The sequence below is a fragment of the Faecalibacterium sp. OM04-11BH genome (genome assembly GCF_003482185.1).
GTDB lineage: Bacteria > Bacillota > Clostridia > Oscillospirales > Ruminococcaceae > Faecalibacterium > Faecalibacterium tardum.
On the sequence record NZ_QULS01000001.1, the window covers coordinates 318,942 to 338,695 of the forward strand.

Sequence of the window (19,754 nt, forward strand, 5' to 3'; positions counted from 1 at the left end):
CAGCGGATGCGTCTTTTTGCAAAAGGCAGGCAAAAAAGCAATAATTAGTGCTTGTCAAAAAAGTCGCCGGGGAAGCCTTCCAAAACAGGAAGATTCCTCGGCAGTATTCGTTTAAAGGGACCACCATCCTGCTCCAACTGCACGTCTCCATTCAGCAAAGCGGAGAGCGGCTTTTATACCGTTCTCCGCTATTTGCTCTTATTTTATCTGCGGTGCATCCTTTTGCTGCCGGGTGGATCTCAGATTTTAGCGGCTGGCTCTGCGGAGCCATCCGTTTTTTCTTGCTCCAATCGTATTTTTTCTGTTTTCTCTTGACGATGCCCCGCCAATGGAGTAGGATGGTGCTGCAAAAACGAATTGCAAACGAGGAGATATAAATGCAAATCAGCCTTTTATTGATGCAGCAGATCGCGCAGCTATTTCTGATTCTGCTGATGGGATATGCCGTTGTGAAAACCGGCTTGTTGAAGGCATCGGACAGTAAGGTGCTGTCTGTGGTCTTTGTCTATCTGGTCATGCCCTGTGTCGTTCTGAACGCCTTTCAGATCAAGGATACACCGGAGATCCGCACCGGACTGCTTTATTCCATGGGCATCGCCGTTGGAATGCACGTCGTATTTCTGCTTCTGAATGCGCTGTTCCGCAAAGCTCTCAAGCTGGACGCCGTGGAGCAGGTCAATATCATTTACAGCAATGCCGCCGCGCTGGTCATTCCCATCGTGCAGGCCCTGCTGGGGGAGGAATATGTTGTCTACTCCTGCGCCTTTGTCATTGTACAGCTGGTACTGCTCTGGACCCATGCCAGTGCCTGCCTGCAGGGGTCTGCCCGGCTGGAATGGCGCAAGCTCCTTACCAATGTCAACCTGATTGCCATTGCAGCCGGTGCTGTACTGTACCTGCTGCACATCTCGCTGCCCGCCCCGATCACCAGCACACTGAGCAGTGTCGGCAATATGATCGGCCCCATGGGAATGCTGCTGGCAGGCATGGCCATTGCGGAAGTGCCCCTGAAAAAGGTTTTCTGCACCCCACGCAACTATCTGCCGGTATTTCTGCGTTTGCTGGGTGTTCCGCTGGTCATCGTCCTGCTGCTTTGGGCAGTTCACGCATCCCTTTGGATCCCGGACGGCAAGTCCATCCTGATGACGGTCTACCTTTCTGCCATTACCCCCGCCTGCGCAACGGTCACCTCCATGGCACAGCTCTATGACCGGGATGCTTCTCATTCCAGCGCGATCTATGTCCTGAGCACACTGCTTTCCATCCTGACCATGCCGCTGATGATCGGGTTGTTTGAGCTGTCGCTCTGAAATACAGAAAAAGGCCGTCCGGCACCGTAGCAGGGCAGCCTTTACAACTACAAGGATGTGTCTCTATGAAACTACTCAAACAATTCATTCAGCAGGAAACGGTCCTCGCCGCAGCCGCTGTGCTGGCCGTCGTCTCCGCCTTCTTTGTTCCGCCGGATGCGCAGTATCTCGGCTATATCGACCTGCGCACGCTGGCGATTTTGTTTTCCCTGATGACGGTCATGGCCGGGCTGCGGCGGCAGGGCTTTTTTGATGGACTGGGACGGGCATTGCTGTCCCGCACCCACAGCACCTTTCAGCTGACGCTGGTACTGGTCGGGCTGTGCTTTTTCGGAAGCATGTTCATCACCAACGATGTTTCCCTGCTGACCTTCGTTCCCTTTACGTTCGTGGTCCTGAGCCGTCTGGGAGCGGATGTCCGCCGTGCTCTTCTGATCCCGGTGGTCTGTATGCAGACCATTGCGGCAAACCTTGGCAGTATGCTGACCCCCATCGGCAACCCGCAGAACCTCTATCTTTACGGAAAAAGCGGCATGAGCATCGGGGGATTTGTGCTTCTTATGCTGCCCTACACCCTGGTCTCTCTGCTCCTGCTGCTGGCTTGGGCAGCGCTGGTCTGCCGGAAAGCCTCTGCCGCCCTCTCCGTGGACGAGCTTGTTTCTTCTTCTGCGTCTCAGGGGGATCAGAAGATCATCCTGCTGTATCTGGTGCTGTTTGCCGTCTGCCTGCTGTCCGTGATCCGGGTGCTGCCCTATGGCATTGCCTTTGCCGCTGTGCTCGTCTGCGTTCTTTTTGCAGACCCGCACACCTTACGGGCGGTAGACTATTCCCTGCTTTTGACCTTTGTGGCTTTTTTCATCTTCATTGGCAATCTGGGGCGCATTCCTGCCTTTTCCGGCTGGCTGCAGGAGTTTCTGACCGGCCGGGAAGTGTTGGTGGCGGTTCTTGCTTCGCAGGTCACCAGTAATGTTCCCGCCGCCCTGCTGCTGTCCGGGTTCACGGCAGAGACACAAGCCCTTATTATCGGCACCAATCTGGGAGGTCTTGGCACTCTGATCGCATCCATGGCCAGTCTTATTTCCTACCGACAGATCGCACGGGAGCTGCCACAGGGGAAGAAGCCGTATTTTGGGCTGTTCACCCTGTCTCCAACCTGATTTTCCTTGCGCTCCTGCTGGGCGTGTGGTTCTTGCTCCGCTGAGCGTGGCAGATGACTTATAGTTTTTCTATAAAGCTAAAAAAGGGGAGTTCCGTCACGGACGAAGGTCCGGGCAGAGCTCCCTTTGGTTTTATCGTGCCCCGCGCACATAAGCGCAAATATAGTTTGCAGTGGCTTCTTTCCCGGAAAAGGCAGCGGACATTCCTATTTCCTCTCCGTAGTCATAATAGCCGAAAGCATGACCGATACTGTAAATTTCTTCCTCTGTCATCGACTTGACAAGCATCGCACACTCCTCCTAATTTATTTTCTTTTTGTACCCGCAGTCGCAGTAGGGCCCGCCGGAGGCAATGGTGTACTGCCGTACAAAGTCGGTCACGCCGCCCGCTTCGCTCATGGTGTAGTCCAGACGGCACAAAGCGGGGGTCAGGTCGTACAGACCCAGCTCCTTCATCAGCACACAGATGCCGCATTTGGTAAAGCGTCCCTCGTAACCGCTGCCATCCGGATATTCGTAAAATTCCATGTTCCACGAGTAGGGGTTGCGGTCGGCGGCTTTCAGAGCAGCGGTGGCCTTCATGGCGGCAATATCCTTTGGGGTAAACTTGCTTTTTCCGCTCTTGCGGCAGAACCACTGCATGGGCTTTGTCATCATGGACTTTGCGTAGTAATCCGTCAGCCTGTCCACCTCCGGACGTTGCGGCATGGAGAGGATGAACGCGCCGAGCATTGCGCAGTTGACGATGTTCATCTTGAAGCGGTCCGCTTTTTCAAACTCCGGCAGCCTGCGGATGATCTGCCGGTATTGCGACTTTGCCTTTTTCGTGATGGCTCTTGCGGTGGCTGCATCATAGCCCAGCACAGCGGTCAGTTGTTTTTGAAAGGAGCCTGAAAACAGCACCCACATTCCCATAGGCATCCCGGCATACTTCATTGTCTGTCTCCAAATCCGATCTTTACGATCTGCATTTTCATCCCGTTGTCCCCGACCTTGGCGAGAAATCGGAAAAAGCCGCTGACGGAAGGATCTTTCAAATCGTTGTACCCCAGCATATAGCCCCGGCTGGACACTTGCAAACGGCTGTCCCATGGGGAAAGCTCGCTTTTCGCATCCGAAACCGCGAAATATGCTCCCACATCCTTGATTTTCGCCGTCCTGAGCCACGTTTTGGCGATCATCTTTACCGCCGTACGGTTGGCGGCATCAAAGACCAGCACCCCACCAGGAAAAGCATCTGCCATCCCCTGCACCAGCGCCTTGACCTGCTGGGTCAGGAAGTAATAGAACACCCCGGAGGCAAAAAACACCGCCCCGCCAGAGGCATCGATCTTGTCAAACCATACGGGGTCTTTCAGGTCGCAGGGGATGTTTTGCTCCCGCTCCACGGCAGGCAGCAGCTGCTGCCGCAAGGCGATCACATCCGGGAAGTCCAGATTGTAAATTTTACAGCTGCCGTTGTCGCAGGCTTTGCCGGTGTTATCCAGCCCGCAGCCCAGATTGACCACTGCCGCACAGGGGTGGTTTTTCAGGTACGCCCGCACCTCAAAGGCAAGGTCATTCTGCCGCATGGCGACCTCCAGCGCACCGAACCGCTGCATCAGGCTGCGGGAGTTTTTCTCTGCCTCTGAAAAGTCGTAGTCGATCTGGTCGATCAGACGCACCGCCGTTTCGTCCCGGTAAAGGTTCGGGTACAGTTCGGTGCACAGCTTCCGGGAATACAGTGGGAGGATCAGCGTCTCCTGCACGGTGTTTTTCTCGATTTTGTATTTCATAGGTTCCTCCCTGTTCTCCTTATTCTGCTTTCCGGCAGGCAAACCATGCCATGCTCTTCACTGTTCCAAATGTTACGGTTGCGTACCGTTTCTCCAGCCGTTTTTTCAAGCTGAAGGCTGTCTCGTAGGGCGGCGTGAAGAACCCCGTCCTTTCATAAACGTGCCGGACAAACCAGTCCGTCCGCTTCTGCTCCCCCTTCACATAGAAGCAGCCGCAGAAGATTCCGCCGGGTTTCAGCACCCGATAGACCTCCCGATAAGCGGCTTCTTTATCCGGGAACGCGTGAAAGCCGTTCAGCGACAAAACAATGTCAAATGCACCGTCCGCAAAGGGCAGCGCACCTACATCGCCCTGCCGGAAGGTCACATTTTTCAGGTGCAGGCGGTCTGCCTTTTCCTGCGCCTGCCCCATCATATCTGCCGAGTAATCCAGACAGGTGATGTCCGCTTTGGGCAGCGTCTTGTAAAGCGGCATGGTCAGAATGCCGGTGCCCACCGGCACCTCCAGCAGCTTGCCGGAAAAATGCTCCGGGATGCCGGACAGTGCCTTTTCCAGATAGGCGTCGTTTTCCGCCTTGTTCATGTCCCACACCAGACGGCACACCGCTTTCCCGCTCAGGGTGGAGCAGGTGATCATACCATCATAAAAATTATTGCCGCCTGTCAGCCGATAGGCACCGCGGATTGCTTCTTTTCGTTCCATGGTCCGTCCTCCTTACGCTCTGCCTTTTCCAGACGTCCTCCGGGATAAGGGCGCAGAATAGTTAGATGAAGCTAACTTTCAACCCTGTAAAAAGCCGCTTCTCAGCGGTCCTTCTGCCAAAATAATACGCCCTGCTGTTGCCTCTGTCAAGAAGTTTAGGCATTTTCGGAGATTCCGAAAAAGATTTCGCCTTCGAGGGCTCCAACCGTCACCCCAGTGCCACATCCAGCACCATCATCACGCTGAAGTCCACCGCAAAAAACACCGTACCAATGTTGGAGTGCTGCCCCTGCGACATTTCCGGAATCAGTTCCTCCACCACCACATACAGCATGGCTCCGGCAAAAAGGGAGTTCTGTCACGGACGAAGGTCCGGGCAGAGCCCCCTTTGCGTTTATCTTATGATACCTTACTCGCCTTCCGGCTCCTTGCAGACATCCACCCAGCCCTCGGCTCCGGCGGCTGCTTCCAGCTCCTGCAAGGTCAGCTTGACGGCGGTGTGACCGTTGCCCGCCGCCGGGTAGACGGTGTCGAACTTGCGCAGGCTCTCGTCCAGATAGACCGCCACGCCCTCGTTCACCCCAAAGGGGCACACGCCGCCGGGTGCATGACCCACATAGGCCTCCACCTCATCGTAGGGGATCATCTTGGCCTTGATGTGGAACAGACTCTTGTATTTGTGGTTGTCCAGCTTTGCCGTGCCCTCGGTGACGATGAGCACCGGCTTTTCGTCCTGCAGAACCGACAGCGTTTTGGCGATGCTGGCAGGCTCCACGCCCAATGCGTGGGCTGCCTCTGCCACGGTTGCCGAGGACTCGTTCAGCACAATGACATGGTCTCCCAGACCTTTTTCTTCCAGGTCTGCTTTTGCTTTTTCAAAGGACATTTTCCCACTTCTCCGCTCTTATTCGGTAATGGCCCAGACCCGTGCAGGCAGACCAGTTGCACCTTCAATGCGGGGATAAGAAACGATGACCACCGCACCAGCAGGCTGAACTTTATCCAGATTTGCAAGCACCTCCACCTGCAGCTTGTCGTTGTCCAGAACATAGCGCTCGCAGGCAAGGTCGCCCTTTTCCTCCGCCACCGCAGAGGAATCGGTATCCAGCGTTTCGTGGCCGTTGGCGGCGGCGTTGCGCACCTTGTAGATATACTCCAATGCTTCCAGCGACCAACCGGGGGCATTTTCTTTGCCCTCTGCGTCGATGCCGGACAGCGCATCCATATCCGGCCACTTCTTATACCAGTCGCTGCGCAGAGCCACCAGCGCACCATCCGGGATAGGGCCATACTTTGCTTCATAGGCCTTGATGTCCTCCACCGTCACAGCGTAGCGAGGGTCTTTCTTGGCCTGCTGGGAAATATCGATGACCACCAGCGGGAAAATCAGGTCGTTCACATCATACTTTTCGGACAGTGCTTTGCCCTTGATGAAGTGCCCCGGGAAGTCGATATGGGTACCGAACTGTCCGGGAAATTTGAAGGTCTGGATCAGGCATTCCAGTTCCGGCTTGCCCCAGTCCCACACGGTCTTTGCCAGCTCCACAGAGCCTTCCGGGATGCCGGACCAGTAGGGGCTTTCGTTGTTCAGCGAGTGAGAAAGTTCCACCCAGCGATATTTTTTAGCATCTTTCAGTGCGTTCCACAGTTTATAATCAGCCATTGTCGGTTCTCCTTTTATTGTGACGATGTATGTTCGGGCACTTCTCCCAGACAACGGCATCTTCCTGTTTTTTTCTCAGTCTGTCTGCCGGGAATTTGTCTGGGAGCAGCGCATTCGCCCGGGCAGTCTGTGCCGGGCATCTGCTGTATGTTTCATCTGTCTGTGCTCCCTTCCTTGTGTTGGGGATAGTATAAACCCATTTTCTTACAATGTCAATAGGTTTATACTATCAAAGACTTCCCCGGCAAACGACGGTCAGCAAATCGTTCGCCCTCGCAATAACGTTTCGTCATCCCTTTTCCCTTTTATCGCAGCTCTTCCAGCAGGGCGGTGCAGCCCTCCAGCACATCCTGCCATGTGGCTTCAAAATCCCCGGTGTACCACGGGTCTGCCACATCGCCGGGGCGACTGGTGTGATCCATCAGCAATGAGACCTTATGCTCCGGGTCACTGCCCACAAACCGCACCATATTCCGCAGGTTGTTGCGGTCCATGGCGATGAGATAATCGTAGGTCTCATAGTCCCGCCGGGTCATCTGCCGGGCGGTCTTGCCTGCACAGCAGATGCCATGCTCAGCCAGCTTGCGCCGGGCAGGCGGATAGACCGGGTTGCCGATCTCCTCGGTGCTTGTGGCCGCCGAGGCGATTTCAAACTGCCCGGAAAGCCCGGCCTTTCCCACTAAGTCCTTCATCACAAATTCCGCCATAGGGCTGCGGCAGATATTGCCATGGCAAACAAACAAGATCTTCTTCATCTTACTCTCCCAGCACCTCGCCCAGTGCCAGAACAGCGTTGCGGACGCACTCCGGGCACGGGCACAGCGGTGCGCCGTTCTCTATCCCCTTCAGATCCTTGCAGATGGTAGCACCGCACTTTTCCTGAAAGTTTTGCAGCAGCTCCTTGGAAATACGGGGTGTGCCCTTGCCGTCGGTGACGATGCCCGCCACCATCACAGCGCCGATCAGTGCGCCGCAGGTGCTCTCCATGCAGCCCATGCCGGCGGCATAGCCTGCGCCCAGCTTCATCAGGGTGTCGGCATCCACCGGCAGCTTGTCCTCAAACGCCTTCATCACCGCCTGTGCACAGTTGCACTGTCCAGTAGCTTTCCATGCGGCAGCCTGTGCCGCCCGTTCTTCGATGTTCATTTTAAAGTCCTCTTTCTTTGATGAATCATAGTTTATTCGACATTATCATAAAATTCCTGATCACACTCTCCTGAGAATGCAGCATACAGTTCCCCATAGGTGACCGCTTTTCCTTCCAGCATCTCTGCCAAACTCAAGCAGACGCTTCTATCCGAGACCGTCGTTTCTTTTATCACTCTATCCCAACTGTCTGGTTTTTGTCCTAATCCATGTAAGTATAAATACTTCATCTACTTTTTACCATCATCGTTTTTCCTTTTTTCTTCATACGTCCTGCTTTTTTCCAGTGCTTCAAAGTGATACCGTGGCTTTCCCCTGCTTTTTTTGCCGTACTCGATGGCTTCTTTAGGGCAATAGCAGATGCACGCCATGCAATGGGTGCAGTTTCTGCCCCAGACCGGCCTGCCGTTTTCCAGATGGATGTTGTTCAGGGGGCACAACTCCACGCACTTACCGCAGCCGATGCAGGCGTCCGTTGCCCGGAAGGCATCGGCTTTCACAAAGAAGCGATAGAACACCGGGTTCACCGGGCCGCTCATAAGGCGGTCGTAGAGGGTCTCACTCGGCGGAGGAAACTCCTGCCCGGCTCTGAGCTGGGTCAGCACCTTTTGAAGTGCAGGCTCTGCCTGCTCCACAATGCTCTTTGCCTGCTCTTTTTGGGGCGCATTGAACATGGCAATGTAGTTTTCCGGCATGATGATCTGGGCTGTGCCCATATACTGCAGCTGCTTTTGCGCTGCAAGCTGCCGGTTATAGCCTGCTGCATTGCCAATTTCGCTGCCGCAGTCCATCACAAACCAGATGCGCTCTGCCCCGGTCAGCTCGGTCTTGCCCAGCCACTCCGACACCACCCGGGGGATACGCCATGCGTAAGTAGGCGTCACCAGCACCACGTCACGCCCAGTCTGCACCGGGGCGGTATCCCCTGCCTTGATACAAGCGTTCAGGTCGTAAAGCGGCATCTCCAACCCTTTGGCAATGCGCCGCGCCAGATACCGGCTGTTGCCGGTTCCCGTAAAATAAAGTACCATGGCTGCTCCTTCGTTTTTTGTGTGGTTTTCAGTTGCCTGTCTGCCCGGCAGACTGGAAGTTGTCCTTATGCCAAGTTTACTTATCAATCACAAAATAAGCAATCACCATTACCAAAGAAATGGTCAATCCTATATAAAACTCGGGGAATGCTAATCGAATGCTATTCTGTAAACTGACTTCACCGGTGACAGTCAATGTATGCCAGGTGAGGAATTTATATATTTCGGAGACCACAATCCCAATCACGCCTAATGCGCCTAAACTTTTACTAACAACTCGTTTCTTGACGGGAAACCATACTCCTAAAACAAACAAAATGACAGATACTATTCCAATAGGATTGAGTAGATTTATCAAGCCGGTAATTTCCTGTACACCTTTTAATCCGCCATATTGGTTAAATAACATTGGTAATAAACTGATCAGAAACGCTATTGATAGAATTATTTTCTTTTTCATCCATTCACACTCCTTCGCCAAATTCCAAGTTGTCGTTCTTAGTGTCCCATGGTTTCCGCACGCAAAAAAGCCCTTTGCGGCAAGGTGTGTGCTTACACCTCGCCCGCAAACTTCATGCCCCAGCTCATGCGGATATCATACATCAGACGGGTCAGGGCAAGGCTGTCCTGCGGGGTGTAGCGGTCGCTGCCGGTACGCCCCTGCTTGACGCAGCGGCTTGCTTCCCGGATCTCATACTCAAAGCCGTTGATGTCCACCGGGCAGCGGATGACCTCCGGCTCTTTGCCCTCCACTTCCAGCGTCATGGTCTCGGCGTGCTGGAAATCCGGCAGAAAGATGCTGCCCTTGGTGCCAACAATGCGGGCATTACGCTCCAGCTCCTGCCCGATGGTCTGGACAGACTCTGCCTTGCAGCCGCCGGGGTAGGTCAGCACAAGGCGACTGTAATCGTCGGTGCCGTACTCGTTGATGTGCACCTCTTTGGTCTCCACCTTCTCCGGATCCTGTCCGGTGAGAATGCGCAGAAAGCCCAGATTGTAGATGCCGATATCCAGCAGCGCACCACCGCCCAGACCGGAATCAAACTTGCGGTCCTTCCGGGCACCGGAGGCCACAAAGCCGTACTGACAGGTGATCTGCTTTAGCTCCCCGATGGTGTCCGCCGCAAGGATCTGGCGCAGACGGTCGTACAGCGGCAGCAGCCAGATCCAGAATGCCTCCATGAGAAAAAGGTGCTTTTCCTCTGCCAGACGGTACAACTCCTGCGCCTGCTCCGGGCTGATGGTAAAGGGCTTTTCGCACAAAACGTGCTTGCCCTGCTCCAAGCAGAGCTTGCAGTTTTCGTAGTGCAGGGTGTTGGGGGTGGCGATATAGATGGCCTCCACCTCCGGGTCGGCGGCAAGGGCTTCGTAGGAGTCATAGCAGCGGGGGATGCCGTACTGCTGTGCAAACGCCTGTGCGCTTTCCATGTGCCGTGAGCCCACAGCAACAAGCTGTTCCCCCTCTGCGCCCATCTGTTCCACCGTAGATGCAAACTTTTTGGCAATGGTGCCGGTCGCTAAAATTCCCCACTTCATAACGATACCTCCCGGTTTATTACTTTGGATTCGTTGCGTTCAGTATACCATGATTTTCCCTTGCGGAAAAGATTCCCAAAACAAAAATATCCCCGGAGGGCTTATTGCCACTCTCCGGGGACAGATTCTATGCACCAGCATCTTTCATCTTGTTCCAAACATTCTCATCCATTATAATAGAGATAGAAAGAAGGTGCCAACATGAAACACCGCATTGTGACGGCTGCGCAGATGAAGGAAATCGAACGGGCCGGGGATGCCCACGGTCTACCCTACCTGCAAATGATGGAAAATGCCGGGCTGGCGGCTTACGCCGAACTGCAAAAGCAGTTCCCGCATCCCGGCAGGCTGCTGGTGGTCTGCGGAAAAGGCAACAACGGCGGCGATGGGTTCGTGATCACCCGTGCCGCAGCAAAAGACGGCTGGAACGTGACCGTTCTTCTGGCCGAGGGCGAGCCGAAAACCGCTGACGCCATCCGCAACTTTGAGCGTCTGCATTCCCTGCCGGTGCACATCTGCGCTGACGGTTCTGTACTGGAAACGCAGCGCTTTGATACTGTTGTGGATGCCCTCTACGGCACCGGGTTCCATGGTGAACTGCGGCCTTCCGGCCTTGCTGCCTGCGGGCTGATGCGCCGTCTGCACAAGAGCGGTGCCTTTGTGCTGGCCGTAGACCTGCCCAGCGGCATCAATACGGATACCGGGGAGGTTGCCGAGGGTGCTGCCCATGCAGATTTGACCGTAACCTTCGACAGCTATAAACCGCTGCATATCGCAGAAGCTTCTGCGCCGCTGTGCGGAAAAATCGTCTGTGCCGACATTGGCATCCGGGATGAATGGCACCCGGAATTTTGACGAGGGCTTGCCGCTGCGGAAAAGCACCTGCGCACAAAAGAGCCGCCGCACAGATCACTGTGCAGCGGCTCTCTAGCTCTCAACACCGGCGGTGTCACATCCTGCGCTCAAGGTTCTGCCGGAACAGCTCATACGCTGCCCGCATCTTCTCCGGCAGACGCTTCAAGGTTTCCTGCTGCAACTCAGGCGGCATCCCGTAAAAGGCTTCGGCAATGCCGCCGATAATGCAGGCAAAGGTGTCGCTGTTTCCTCCTTTACCCCTGATGCCGCTTCTGGAAATCGGCTTCGATTTCCTCTTTCCACTCTACGCCGATGGATGCCGGGCAGGCTGCCTGCCGCATCCGGCAGACCGTTTCGCTGACCACATGGTAATTGACTGCCACGCCCTGCGCATCGTGCTCCATGACGTACTGCGTGATGGTATCCACTGCAATGCGGAAGGCCTGCTCCTTGGGGTAGCCGTAGTTTCCGCTGGACAGCAGCGGAAAAGCCACGCTCTCGCAGTGGTATTCTGCGGCTAGTTCCAGCGCAGAATGGTACGCACCGGCCAATTGTTTTGCTTCGCCAAAAAATCCGCCGTGCCATGCCGGACAGACCGCATGGAAGATATACTTTGCGGGCAGTCCGAACGCCGGGGTGCACACCGCCCTGCCCGGCTCGCAGTACCCGATGGCTTCACAGGCGGCGGTCAGCTCCTGCTCCCCTGCCGCCTGATAGATGGCGCGGCTGGTGCCGCTGCCCTGCAAAAGGTTCCGGTTGGCGGGGTTGACGATGGCATCCGCTGTTACCTTGGTGATGTCGTTGCGGATCATCAAAAAAGGCATGGTGGTTCCTCCCTTACACGGTTTTCTTCATCCTATCACATCCGGCAGGGCGGTGCAAGGGCTGCTCTTATTTTGCTGTCCATGCAACCATTATAACGGTGTCATGCTTCCTTTCCACAGAAAAGCGTCTGCACGCAAAAAACAGGCTCCTGCAAGCGTCAACCACTGGCAGGAGCCTGTTTATTTCTTAAAGTTTCGTCATCCACAGACCATGCAGGTTGCAGTAGGCGTAGACCGCCACCGGCTTTTCGCCGCCCAGCTCAAACACCACCTTGGGTGCCTGGCCGGGGGCGAGAGTGCGGAATTGCCCACCGTTTTCGGTCTCCACAAAGAGCCACTGGATGTGATGCACATCCACCATGGGGTGCTCCACTGCACCCACCGTGACGGTGAGGGTGCTGCCGGAACGCTCTGCCACCGGCAGATGCTTTTCGCCGCTGGCTTCCACGGTGTTGGGGAGCAGTTCCTTCATCTTTTCGCCGCAGCAGACCAGCGGAACGCCTGCGTTTTGGATGGTGGTGACCAGGTTGCCACAGTGCTCACAGATATAAAATTTTGCCATCCTATTCAAATCCTCCATCGGAATGTTGTTGGTGTTTCCTGTGGCTATATGATAACATTTCCTAGTTAGAGTTTCTGTGATCGGGTCACGCAATGCCGCCTTGTGCTAGAGGGATACTCTCAGCTCCCCATGCCGAGGAGCACCAGCACGACCACCACCGCAATGGCAATAAGGCAGCCGCAGCCGCTTCCGTCTCCGCCACCGCCGCCGCCATTGTTGTGACCGCCGCCACCGCCGCCGGACGAGCCGCCGAAGTTGCGGTTGAAGGCCGTCATGTACTGGGCATAGCCTGTGTCCCCTTTGCCGAAATAGCCGTAATCACCGTTTGCCATTGTATTTTCCTCCGTCTGAAGTGCGTTTTGCTTCTTCTGAGATCATTTTACTGAAAGAGCTGTCCTATAAACATCTCTTTCAGCATTTTTTGTCATCTCATTCTTCCCGGATTCCCAGATAGAGTGGCTATTTCATCTGTGATTCAGACAACAAAAAGAGTGGCAGCATTTCAAGCTGAAACGCTGTCACTCTGTAGGAACTGCGTAATGACTGACGATTATCCTTCTACTTTGACCGTAGCACGATCGCTCTTTGCGTTTCCATCCGCATCCAGCGTGATGTGCACAAAATGTTCCGGCTTATCATAATCCTTTGTCTCGCCGTCATCGGTATAGTATTCATAGGATGCACCATCGGGAGCATAGGCAAGCAGGCGCAGATCTGCAAAATCCACATCGGCAACGCTCTGGATCTTTTTGCCGTCCTTGGCAAGGGGCAGAAGGTGTCCCTTGCGCATAAAGAACACCACTTCATCCAGCTCCACCGGAATGTAATGATGGCCTGCCGGCAGTACGCTGGTTTCGATGCGGTTGCTTTCGCTGCACTTTACCCGCACCTGCAGCATCTCCTCCGGCAGATAAACGTACCGACCTCGGGCGTTTTGCTCATATACCGGGGCAATCAACAGGCTTTCACCGATCATCACCTCATCCTCCACCCGGCGGGCAAAGTCATCCTCCGGGAAGGCGAACGCCAACGGCATACAGTACATGCTGTCGTGCAGAGCAGCCTTCATGTACTCGCTGTAAATGTAGGGCAGCAGCAGGTAGCGCAGTTGTAAAATACCGGCAAAAGCGGCCTTGTTCTTAAAGCGGTAGGGTTCCTGCCGGCGGGTGTCCTTGGCAGAGTGGTTCCGCAGCAGCGGAGAGAAGATGCCCATGCCGTACCAGCGCAGCACCAGATCCTCCGTGGTATTGCTGCCAAAGCCGCCAATGTCGGGGCCTTCGTACAGGAAGCCGCACATATTCAGAGAGGGCATCATGTGCAGCGCAAGCAGAATGTGGCTCCACCAAGAATGGTTATCGCCGGTCCAGATGCCGCCATACCGGTGCATCCCGATGCAGGCAGAACGAGAGTATATCAAAATGCGCTTGTCCGGCTCCAGCCGCTCAAAAGCCTCGCCTGCCGCACGGGTCATGTTATAACCAAAAATATTATGTACCTTATCGTGCCGCACGCGCCCCTGTCTGGTGTTGTGGTAGAACAGCTTATAATCGTTTTCGTTGTTGGAAAGATTTCTCACCATGCCGGTAAAGGCAAAAAAGCTGGAAATATCCAGGCTCTGCTTGCTGTATTCCTCAATTTGGGCAAAGGTCTTTTTCAGCGTTTCCTCCGAGTAAAAGATCGCAGGCTCGTTCATATCATTCCAGAAGCCCTCGATTCCCTGATCCAGCAGAACTTTATATTGACTGCCAAACCAAGCACGGGCTTCCGGGTTGAGCATATCGGGGAAGTGTACCAGCCCCGGCCACACACCGGCTACAAAGGGGGTGCCATCCTGATTCGTACAGAAGTAGCCGTTTTTCACGCCTTCCTCGTACACATCATATCCCTCTTCGACCTTGACTCCTGCATCGATGATGGGGACAAGACGGATGCCCTGCGCTTTCATCTCGGCGGCAAAGTCTGCAAAACGCGGGAAGCGCTGCGCATCCACCGTAAAGTCCTTGTAACGCTCCATGTAATCAATATCCAGAACCACAGCGTCCAGCGGCATATTATTGGCACGGTAATTTGCCACCACCTCGCGGACCTCGTCCTCGTTCATGTAGCTCCAGCGGCTCTGGGCGTTGCCAAAAGCCCATTTGGGCGGAATATAGCTGCGCCCCACCAGCTGGCGGAACTGGTGCACAATATCGGTCAGGCTCTCGCCCTCAATGATGTAGAAATCGTAATTTTCCTCGGCCACCGTGATGCGTAAGGTATCCAGGTCGGTGTAGCCGCAGTCAAAGGTGACCTTGCCCGGGTAGTCGATAAAAAAGCCAAATGTATCCTTGCCGGACACGATCATAAAATTATAAGCACCGTACAGCGAGGATTTGCCCTCGGTATGGTTGCTGTCATCGGAGCATTTGCTTTCGTACACCCACCCGCGCTTGTTGATACCACGGACGTTTTCGCCAAGACCATACAGAATATCCTGCGGCTCCATGGCATAGGAGAAACCATCCGGCTCCTTGGTCAGATAGGGTATCGTTTCCATCATGGGCAAAAAAGAACCCACTACACTTTCGGTATCAAACGGTTGACCGTATTGCTTTTTGTAGATCATAGCCAAACACCTCTCCTTTGTTTTTTGAATCGTCACAATGTAAAACGTACCAACGTATTTTTGATGGACAATTAAGAAACTCTGACATTGGCTGGAGCAATTGGGGCTTCAGCCTTATCACGCGCCTTACTGCAATACACAGATCACAGCCACTGTTTCAGCACATCATTCAGCTTATTCAAATCAAGCGGTTTGGCGATATGCTCGTTCATGCCGGTGTTCTTTGCCAGCTGTACGTCCTCGGCAAAGGCATTTGCCGTCATGGCAATGATGGGCACTTTGCCCCGGCTGCCGGCAAGCGCACGGATCGCAGCAGTGGCTTCGTAACCATTCATGATGGGCATCTGGATGTCCATAAAAATGAGATCGTACCACTTTTCTGGCGCTTCCATCACCTTTTCGACTGCAATTTTTCCGTTTTCGGCAATGTCAATGGTCACGCCCGTCATGCCTATGATCTCGGTTGCGATCTCACGGTTCAGCTCGTTATCTTCCACAAGAAGGATCCGCTTACCCGCATAGTTCTCCTTCGCAAAGTCTTCCAGATAGTTCCGGGCGTTTTTCTCCTTCTTCCCGGATGTAAACTGCCGCAGAGTTGCCGTCAAACGAGAACGGAACAGCGGTTTTGCCATAAACGCATTTACGCCCACTGCTCTGGCTTCTTCTTCGATCTCGCTGAAATCAAAGGAAGTCAGGATGATGATCGTGACGTCCTCCCCGACGCATTCCCGAATCCTTCTGGCCGTTGCAATACCGTCCATTTCCGGCATCTTCCAGTCCAGAATCACCGCAAAATAGTCGCGGCCGGTCTTGTGCCGCGCCGCGCAGCGTTCCACGGCTTCCTTGCCGGTCAGGACCCATTCGCCCGCTATGCCGATCTCCTGAAGGGTTGCAACGGTGCTTTCGCAGCAGGTCTTGTCATCGTCCACGACCAGTACCGGCAGATCGAGCAGTTCTTTTTCCTGCTCCTTCTCGTTTTCCTGAAGCTTCAGATAGACCGTGACCGTGATCTTCGTTCCCTTGTTGGGAGCGCTTTCGACCTGAATGTCACCATTCATCAGGTTGACGATGTTTCTTGCAATGGCCATGCCAAGACCGGTGCCCTGCACCTTGGTCGTCCGGTGATCGTCTGCCCGGCTGAACGGCTCGAACATGATCTTCTGGAATTCCGGCGTCATACCGATGCCGTTGTCCTCGATGGAAAACTCGTAGCAGCCAAGCTCCGAGAAGCCGTTCGGTTTTTCCTTGATCGTAAGGGTGATGTTTCCTCCATCCGGGGTATACTTGACGGCGTTGCTCATCAGGTTCACAAAGATCTGCTGGATGCGCAGGCTGTCGCCGCAGACAGCTTCGTGCTCGATGTGCTCAACATGGACTTCGAGCTGATGGTGGTGCTCGTCGATTGCCGGTTTTGTGAGGGTGAGCAGGTTATCGACCAGCTCCGGCAGGCTGAAATCCTCCTCGGCAAGGCTCATTCGCCCGCTCTCGATTCTGGCCATATCCAGCACTTCATTGATCAGTCCCAACAGATGACGGCTCGATTTTGTGATCTTGCCAAGACACTCGACCACCCTGTCCTGACTCTCGATATTCGCACCCGCAATGGCAGTCAAGCCAATGATTGCATTCATCGGTGTACGGATATCATGGGACATATTGGAGAGGAATTCCGTCTTGGCGCGGCTTGCGTTTTCCGCCGCCCGGTACGCATCCTTCAGTGCCTTATGGGATTCGATCTCGGCCTTTTTCTCCTGTGACACATCCATAGATGCCAACAGTGCTTTGACCAGCTTTGTGCCATTCCACTCCAGCGGAATGAAGGAAGCGATCTTATAGGTGTTCTCATCTATGGAGCAGTATTCAAATTTGTAGATGTCGTTCTCATCCTGCAAATTCTTGCGGATATTTTCCGGTGAAATCAAAGCAGCCAATGCGTCCAGCGGTTCCAGTGTCTTATACTTTGCAGCCACCTGCTCCACAAAATCATGGTAGGTTCCCGTCGGCGCGTATATCATTTCACCTTGCAGATTATAGAACCGATACCGGTCATTTTCCAGATCGCAGACGACAAAGCGGTCCAGCAGACGCACCATGCTCTTGATCAAAAGATCCATCGATGCGTTATCTGAGGCCATCTGCATCCGCCGTGCCGTCTCTGCTTTGGACTCTGTGATGTCCCGCAGAAAAATCATCGCATATTCGGAATCTTCGATCTCACCGCGCATGACCACGTTGCTGACCCATCGTTCCTCTCCATCCAGAACGATGCGGCACTCCTGACGCAGCTCCGTCTCCAGCCCCTTTAGTTTTTCCGTGATGTAGGCGCGATTGTAGAAATTCGTTACAGACTTTTTGTCCTCTTCAACCACATAGTTGTCCACAAGGAATCGGACCAGTCCATCCCATGTGTGGCTCTGCTCAAAGGCCGTCATCAAAGAGGGCTCCACTTTGAAAGTATCAAAGGTGTTCTTTTCCAGATTTACATAGTATTCGCAGAGGTTTGCGCTGGTAAATGCACGGTGAAATGCCGCTGCCCGCTGCGCCTGCATCCGGCTTCTTTTTTCCGCGTCAATGTTGCTGATGATTCCGGCAATTCGATTGGCCGAGCCATCCAGACGGCGTATCACCTCCGCCGATGCCCGGAACCAGTGGTATTGGCCATCCTGCATTTTCAGTCGGTACTCAACATTATATTTTGTAGTATTGGTTTTGTCCGCAATCGTTTCCAAAAGCAGCTGCATTACCCGGTCATAGTCCTCCGGGTGCAGAAGGTTCGACCACGAATCCAGTTTGTTCGGAAAATCCAGAATGTCATGATATCCAAGGATCTGCCGGAATGCATGGCTCCAGTTCACATGAACGATCTCACCGTTTTCATTGCACTCAAAATACCATAGTGCAGAATGGATGGATTCATTAACCAGCGCAAGGTTCTCATACGCCCAGTTCATCTGTACTGACATGATCCAGATCGGTGTTCCATCCGTATCGACTGCATCTTTTTTGTAGAGACGCACATAGACGGGAGAGCCATCTGCCGTGAGGATCCGGCCTTCCCCTTCGCCCTGAATCTGACGAAAGCGCGCATTGTCGAGGAATGCGGCATCTCTCTTATAGAAAAGATTCTTCAGCGAACCCTTTGTCTGCTCCATCAGGGATGCATAGCTGTGGTTCAGATTATGCAGCAACAGATTACTGACCGACAGGATCGACAATTCGGCATCATAGTACCCGGTAATGGTTCCGACACCGCCATTATGATAGAGCGTCTCCTGCATGGCCTGAAATGCATTTTTTCCCAGCCTTACCGTATCGGAAGTGTAGATTTCATCTGTAAGTCTTCTATCGAATTTCATTTTCATCCTCGTAGGGTTTTGATCCCGCCGCACGCTTCAATTCTGGTATGTCTTTTATGGTCAACTGGCATACTGATTTGTGATCAAGCTTGTACAGTATAACTAGTATAGTATACTTGCGCAGCATTTCGTTTTCAAGTGCTAATTGGCATTGGCTGTGTAAAAAAGAGAGGCCAATCTGCGTGAAAATTTACGCAAGTTGATCCCTGTACTTTTCCACGATCCGGCTATCCGTATAGACAGCCGCTCTGCGATGCGGTATACTCGAACCAGATCAACATTTTCAGGAGGAAAATCATGGTGGGAGAAAGCAACAAGGTGGTCATTGTTACCGGAGGAAGCTCCGGCATCGGACGGTGCACGGCATCCGCTCTGAAAGAGAACGGCTGCATCGTCTATGAGTTCAGCCGCAGAAGTATTCCTATGGAGGGTGTTACCCATCTGTCCGTCGATGTGACCGATGAAGATGCGGTCAACGCCGCTGTGCAGCAGGTCATCCAAAAAGAAACCAAAATTGATGCAGTGATCAACTGTGCAGGCTTTGGCATTTCCGGTGCGGTGGAGTTTACGTCCATGGAGCAGGCCAAAGCACAGTTCGATGTGAACTTTTTCGGGACGGTCACTGTAAATAAAGCGGTTCTCCCCTTCCTACGCCATCAAGGAAAGGGGCATATTGTGAACATCAGCTCCGTTGCTGCCGTAGCACACATTCCGTTCCAGACCTTCTACTCTGCAAGCAAAGCCGCCGTTTCTTCTTACTCTTACGCTCTGGCAAATGAAGTCAAGCCCTACGGCATCCATGTTACCGTCGTAGAATTGGGTGACATCTGTACCGGTTTTACAAAAGCACGTCAGAAAAGCATTCTCGGCGATGATGAATACGGTGGACGTATCTCCCGGAGCGTCAGTCAGATGGAGCACGACGAGCAAAACGGCATGGACCCGGCACGCATTGGACGGTACATCGCCGGTATTGTGGAGAAAAAGAACCCGGCGGTCGTTTATGTTGCCGGTGCACAGTATAAATTCCTGAGCCTTTTGTGCAAGCTTCTGCCCGCCGCAGCACGCGGAAAGATCGTGGGGAAAATATACGGGTAACAAAAGTAACGGGCAAGGATGAGATATTTTTCAGTTTTGCTTGGCATTTTGTCTTTTTTCAGATTTCAGCGTATAAAAAAGCGGACAACCGTTTTGGGGTTGTCCGCAGAAGGATGTATTGTTTTCGTCACTC

20 protein-coding genes and 1 pseudogene are annotated in these 19,754 nt (G+C 53.7%); 4 read left to right on the forward strand and 17 right to left on the reverse strand.

Going from position 1 to position 19,754, the window contains the following annotated elements:
* The first annotated feature begins 377 nt into the window (after nt 1-377).
* A complete protein-coding gene (locus DXB44_RS01405; protein ID WP_118657463.1) occupies nt 378-1,310 on the forward strand; it encodes an AEC family transporter in 933 nt (310 codons plus the stop codon).
* A 65-nt stretch (nt 1,311-1,375) separates the two neighbouring features.
* Nucleotides 1,376-2,511, forward strand: a pseudogene (locus tag DXB44_RS01410) (SLC13 family permease).
* An 88-nt stretch (nt 2,512-2,599) separates the two neighbouring features.
* On the opposite strand, the gene DXB44_RS01415 reads toward DXB44_RS01410, so the two are convergent.
* From DXB44_RS01415 to DXB44_RS01470, 12 genes are all read right to left on the reverse strand, one after another.
* A complete protein-coding gene (locus DXB44_RS01415; RefSeq protein ID WP_199680543.1) occupies nt 2,600-2,755 on the reverse strand; it encodes a hypothetical protein in 156 nt (51 codons plus the stop codon).
* A 12-nt stretch (nt 2,756-2,767) separates the two neighbouring features.
* Nucleotides 2,768-3,403, reverse strand: coding sequence for an L-2-amino-thiazoline-4-carboxylic acid hydrolase (locus DXB44_RS01420; protein WP_118657464.1), 636 nt, complete (start codon nt 3,401-3,403; stop codon nt 2,768-2,770).
* Nucleotides 3,400-4,242 carry a class I SAM-dependent methyltransferase gene (locus DXB44_RS01425; RefSeq protein WP_118657465.1) on the reverse strand — a complete coding sequence of 281 codons (843 nt, stop codon included), beginning with the start codon at nt 4,240-4,242 and terminating at the stop codon, nt 3,400-3,402. The genes DXB44_RS01420 and DXB44_RS01425 overlap by 4 nt, the downstream gene beginning before the upstream one ends.
* Nucleotides 4,243-4,261: 19 nt before the next feature.
* On the reverse strand, nt 4,262-4,945 hold the full coding sequence (locus DXB44_RS01430; protein ID WP_118657466.1) for a class I SAM-dependent methyltransferase: 684 nt from the start codon (nt 4,943-4,945) through the stop codon (nt 4,262-4,264).
* A 208-nt stretch (nt 4,946-5,153) separates the two neighbouring features.
* Complete coding sequence (locus DXB44_RS14970; RefSeq protein WP_279220757.1) at nt 5,154-5,279, reverse strand: hypothetical protein; 126 nt, start codon at nt 5,277-5,279, stop codon at nt 5,154-5,156.
* Between the two features lie 75 nt (nt 5,280-5,354).
* Nucleotides 5,355-5,831 carry a YbaK/EbsC family protein gene (locus tag DXB44_RS01435; RefSeq protein WP_118657467.1) on the reverse strand — a complete coding sequence of 159 codons (477 nt, stop codon included), beginning with the start codon at nt 5,829-5,831 and terminating at the stop codon, nt 5,355-5,357.
* Nucleotides 5,832-5,849: 18 nt separating this feature from the next.
* A complete protein-coding gene (locus tag DXB44_RS01440; RefSeq protein WP_044960096.1) occupies nt 5,850-6,608 on the reverse strand; it encodes a cyclase family protein in 759 nt (252 codons plus the stop codon).
* 305 nt (nt 6,609-6,913) lie between these two features.
* The gene (locus DXB44_RS01445) at nt 6,914-7,363 is read right to left on the reverse strand and encodes a low molecular weight protein-tyrosine-phosphatase (protein WP_118657468.1); all 450 of its coding nucleotides are present in this window, start codon (nt 7,361-7,363) and stop codon (nt 6,914-6,916) included.
* A gap of 1 nt (nt 7,364) precedes the next feature.
* Nucleotides 7,365-7,754, reverse strand: a complete 390-nt coding sequence (locus DXB44_RS01450) for a C-GCAxxG-C-C family protein (RefSeq protein ID WP_005939676.1) — start codon at nt 7,752-7,754, stop codon at nt 7,365-7,367.
* A 230-nt stretch (nt 7,755-7,984) separates the two neighbouring features.
* Nucleotides 7,985-8,785 (reverse strand): EFR1 family ferrodoxin, encoded by an 801-nt coding sequence (locus DXB44_RS01460; RefSeq protein WP_118657469.1) that lies wholly within the window; start codon nt 8,783-8,785, stop codon nt 7,985-7,987.
* A gap of 76 nt (nt 8,786-8,861) precedes the next feature.
* Nucleotides 8,862-9,245, reverse strand: coding sequence for a hypothetical protein (locus tag DXB44_RS01465; protein WP_097779536.1), 384 nt, complete (start codon nt 9,243-9,245; stop codon nt 8,862-8,864).
* Between the two features lie 92 nt (nt 9,246-9,337).
* Nucleotides 9,338-10,321, reverse strand: coding sequence for a Gfo/Idh/MocA family oxidoreductase (locus DXB44_RS01470; protein ID WP_118657470.1), 984 nt, complete (start codon nt 10,319-10,321; stop codon nt 9,338-9,340).
* Nucleotides 10,322-10,522: 201 nt separating this feature from the next.
* Between DXB44_RS01470 and DXB44_RS01475 the strand changes: the two genes are divergently transcribed.
* Nucleotides 10,523-11,176, forward strand: coding sequence for an NAD(P)H-hydrate epimerase (locus tag DXB44_RS01475; RefSeq protein WP_118657471.1), 654 nt, complete (start codon nt 10,523-10,525; stop codon nt 11,174-11,176).
* Between the two features lie 254 nt (nt 11,177-11,430).
* On the opposite strand, the gene DXB44_RS01485 is transcribed toward DXB44_RS01475, so the two are convergent.
* The 5 genes from DXB44_RS01485 to DXB44_RS01510 form a co-directional block, all read right to left on the reverse strand.
* On the reverse strand, nt 11,431-12,000 hold the full coding sequence (locus DXB44_RS01485; RefSeq protein WP_243110996.1) for a macro domain-containing protein: 570 nt from the start codon (nt 11,998-12,000) through the stop codon (nt 11,431-11,433).
* 187 nt (nt 12,001-12,187) lie between these two features.
* A complete protein-coding gene (locus tag DXB44_RS01490) occupies nt 12,188-12,580 on the reverse strand; it encodes a desulfoferrodoxin family protein (protein ID WP_118657472.1) in 393 nt (130 codons plus the stop codon).
* Nucleotides 12,581-12,681: 101 nt separating this feature from the next.
* Complete coding sequence (locus DXB44_RS01495; protein WP_118657473.1) at nt 12,682-12,894, reverse strand: HFLK protein; 213 nt, start codon at nt 12,892-12,894, stop codon at nt 12,682-12,684.
* A 218-nt stretch (nt 12,895-13,112) separates the two neighbouring features.
* On the reverse strand, nt 13,113-15,167 hold the full coding sequence (locus tag DXB44_RS01505; protein ID WP_118657474.1) for a TIM-barrel domain-containing protein: 2,055 nt from the start codon (nt 15,165-15,167) through the stop codon (nt 13,113-13,115).
* Between the two features lie 143 nt (nt 15,168-15,310).
* The gene (locus tag DXB44_RS01510; protein WP_118657475.1) at nt 15,311-18,523 is read right to left on the reverse strand and encodes a response regulator; all 3,213 of its coding nucleotides are present in this window, start codon (nt 18,521-18,523) and stop codon (nt 15,311-15,313) included.
* A 297-nt stretch (nt 18,524-18,820) separates the two neighbouring features.
* On the opposite strand from DXB44_RS01510, the gene DXB44_RS01520 reads away from it, so the two are divergent.
* Nucleotides 18,821-19,621, forward strand: a complete 801-nt coding sequence (locus DXB44_RS01520; protein WP_118657476.1) for an SDR family oxidoreductase — start codon at nt 18,821-18,823, stop codon at nt 19,619-19,621.
* The last annotated feature ends 133 nt before the right edge of the window (nt 19,622-19,754 follow it).